Source organism: Microcoleus sp. MON1_C1 (genome assembly GCF_036701945.1).
Classification (GTDB): domain Bacteria; phylum Cyanobacteriota; class Cyanobacteriia; order Cyanobacteriales; family Microcoleaceae; genus Microcoleus.
Map to the genome: position 1 here is coordinate 1 of NZ_JAUBRO010000125.1, position 2,806 is coordinate 2,806.

At 41.2% G+C, this 2,806-nt stretch carries 4 protein-coding genes and 1 pseudogene; 3 read left to right on the plus strand and 2 right to left on the minus strand.

Features of this window, described 5'->3' with window-relative positions; genetic code table 11:
- Positions 1-64: 64 nt before the first annotated feature.
- Both QUA62_RS29085 and QUA62_RS29090 read right to left on the minus strand, forming a co-directional pair.
- A complete protein-coding gene (locus QUA62_RS29085) occupies positions 65-355 on the minus strand; it encodes a hypothetical protein (protein ID WP_333408263.1) in 291 nt (96 codons plus the stop codon).
- 67 nt (positions 356-422) lie between these two features.
- A complete protein-coding gene (locus QUA62_RS29090) occupies positions 423-908 on the minus strand; it encodes a hypothetical protein (protein WP_333408264.1) in 486 nt (161 codons plus the stop codon).
- A 3-nt stretch (positions 909-911) separates the two neighbouring features.
- On the opposite strand from QUA62_RS29090, the pseudogene QUA62_RS29605 reads away from it, so the two are divergent.
- From QUA62_RS29605 to QUA62_RS29105, 3 genes and pseudogenes are all read left to right on the plus strand, one after another.
- Positions 912-1,221, plus strand: a pseudogene (locus tag QUA62_RS29605) (IS66 family transposase); the annotation flags it as partial.
- Positions 1,204-2,154 (plus strand): ISAs1 family transposase, encoded by a 951-nt coding sequence (locus QUA62_RS29100; protein WP_445301740.1) that lies wholly within the window; start codon positions 1,204-1,206, stop codon positions 2,152-2,154. The pseudogene QUA62_RS29605 and the gene QUA62_RS29100, both read left to right, overlap by 18 nt.
- Before the next feature lie 169 nt (positions 2,155-2,323).
- A complete protein-coding gene (locus QUA62_RS29105) occupies positions 2,324-2,548 on the plus strand; it encodes a hypothetical protein (protein WP_333408266.1) in 225 nt (74 codons plus the stop codon).
- Positions 2,549-2,806 lie beyond the last annotated feature (258 nt).

Below are 2,806 nucleotides of genomic sequence, written 5' to 3' on the forward strand. Positions count from 1 at the left end.
TGTGACGGGAACGTTAAATGCTTACCCTACTTACATTATAGCTTACTTATCTCTGATTTATTGTTTAAGTCCCGTTAGTCAAAAGATACCAATCTTCATCCTCCTGTTTGACTCGATATTTTCGTCGCCAATAACCAGCAATATCAAAAGTACCAAAACCTTTTTGTTTGGTGACTTTTACATCTGACAAATAAAAGCTTGTTCCTGGCAGTAAACCTAAGTCAGATAAGCGGATGTAATCAGAATTTTCTGATTGGATATATCGCCCTTGTTTTACCATAAGAATAAACTTCACTTGCTTCTGACAGAGCCAATATGCCAGCTTAAAGCTACCAAATTCCCGATCGCCTAACACGATCACTTCATAATCTGACAGTAACTCTAAAACAGCAGTAATTAGAGCTTGTTGTTCGCAGATATTACTACATCCTCTCTTGTCTAGTAGTCGCCAGTATAAGGGGATACTTCGTTTTTCCCAGACCAGACTGAGCATAAATACGTTGTGCGATCGCCCGAAGAGTGCGATCAATCGCAAGCTTCAAAGGTTTCGATTTCTTAAATTTGGCTTTTAAAATTTCTTTGACAAGCGGAAACCACAGACTTTCTATGTGGAGGCAGTCTAATTTGAGAAATCTTTGCAGACTACGCCTCCGGCTCTCAAATTGAATTGGATAGGGCCAGAAAGAAGCGAGCAATTCAATACTAACCTGTCTGTGGCTCTGCAACAAATATACCAGAATTTTGAGAGTCAGGTATTTTGCTGGTTTGAGTTGTTTTTCTAAATGGTTCTGGTAAGATTGAGGAAACATAATTAACAGATGGGGCCACTTAATAATTTCCACCCCATCTTTTTTGAGCTGCGAGTTGGGTAAATCCGCCACCACTACGGGTTTTGACGGGGTTGTCACCCCGTCAGCCAAGTTGGTTATGCCTCCGGTTTGTTACTCAAATCCTTACGGGATAAGGCAGAACAATGGTGGTATTTTCTGGATGACCCCTCGGTTCCTCCGGATAATAATTTAGCAGAACGTTCCCTACGGCTAGCTGTCACGAAACGGAAAGTTTCTGGAGGCTCTCGTTCGATGAAACGATTTGAGGAAACTGCTGCCAAGATTGAGTGTGATTCAAACCTGTCGTTTTCAAGCTCGTTCAGTAATGGCTTTTTTTCGTGAGGCTATTTCTGCCCATTCTTGTGACTTGACTATGCCTGAGCTCATTCCCTTCTTTCAGACCGGAATCCTTACATTATTTAAGCTGTCACCAGATGTTCAATTTCCGTCAGACTCGACTTTTAGAAACATAATTCAATCATTAGATTTTGAGATTATCGCCGTCCTTTTTAATGTGTGGTCACAACAAAATTTACCGCTAACACCTGGAGAATTGATGGCAATCGATGGAAAAAGTATCAAAAGTACCTCAGTCGGTGGCCAGAGTTCTTACCAAAATTTTGTCAGCATGGTTTCTGTCTACAGTCATCATCATGGATGGGTAGTACGACATAAAGTAATGGAAAATCATCATCAAAGCGAAATCTCCGTTGTTGAGGAACTGATCAGAGAACTATCGGGTTCTCAGATGGTAATTACAGCGGACGCGCTGCATTGTCAAAAAAAAACGCTGCGGTTAATTATTGATAGTGGTAATGACTATAGAGTTACCATTAAAAAGAATCAATCAAGTCTATTTAAAACAGCTCAGAAAGTAGTAAATTTTGCCGGTGCGATCGACTCACATCAAGCTGATGAACGCCTACATGGAGGCAGTACAGCTCCAAGAACCACAATTTATGCCATTGATCCTCAATTATTACCTTTGTGGGCGGGGGCTAAGCACATAATTGCAATCATCAGGAGTGGCAGCAGATGGAAAGGTAAAAAAAGTCGGCGTCGAGTAGTTAATTTCCATGAATCACACTATTATTTAAGTAGTCTGGACTGGTCAGCCCGTCAATTTGCCGAGGCAATTCGAGGACACTGGTTAATCGAGAATCGACTGCATTGGGTTAAAGATGTGACGTTAAATGAGGATAACTGTATTCATCGTGGCGGCAACGCAGCAGCTAATTGGGCAATGGGCGTGACAATTTTTAGTATCTTTGGCGAGGATGAGTGGTACGAATACTCTTCCACAAGCTTTAAGATTGATGGCTAATGAAATTGACAATATTAGTCAGTTGCTTTTCTGTTTCTCTAGCCGAGACGAACCAGTTAAATCCTTCACGCGAGCGTCAGCAAATAGCCTCTGATCTTGGTTTGTTCTCTTGACAATTAATCCACCCTGCTTAACGATTAAACAAGCCAAACAGCTCATCTCTCCACTGATGGAATCAGATTTCAGAGAAAGCCAAATTCCCGGCTATCGCTGGTCTGAACATCCGAGTAATTATGGAGGAATAGAACAACGGTGGTTAGTAGTAGAAAGTGAAATTCGTCGCCAGTCCGATCGGCGGAAACTAGAAATAAAAGTGGAAAAAGCCGAACAAGAAGGCAAAAAAAACTTCGGGAATTATCGGCTCAAAAATTTGCGTGTGGGCCTGATGCCTTAGTAGCCGCTCAGACTCTATCGAAACAACTGAATTATCATAATTTAACGGATATTAAAATAGAACATAGCTCAGAAAAAACTCGAAAATCATCCCAAAAAGCTCCCAAAGAATTCTATACCATTCAAGCCTCATTAGCAATCGATTCAAATTTAATAGAAAGAGAAACCCGACAAGCTAGACGTTGGGAGCGTGTCACTTTTGGGATGAGTATAAATACTCGTGAGCCCCACCATGACTTTTTTACCGATCATCAGTATA

Bases quoted from the DNA above. Each gene is read 5' to 3' on its own strand.
- QUA62_RS29100 (WP_445301740.1), top strand. From the start codon at position 1,204: ATGCCTGAGCTCATTCCCTTCTTTCAGACCGGAATCCTTACATTATTT.
- QUA62_RS29105 (WP_333408266.1), top strand. From the start codon at position 2,324: ATGGAATCAGATTTCAGAGAAAGCCAAATTCCCGGCTATCGCTGGTCT.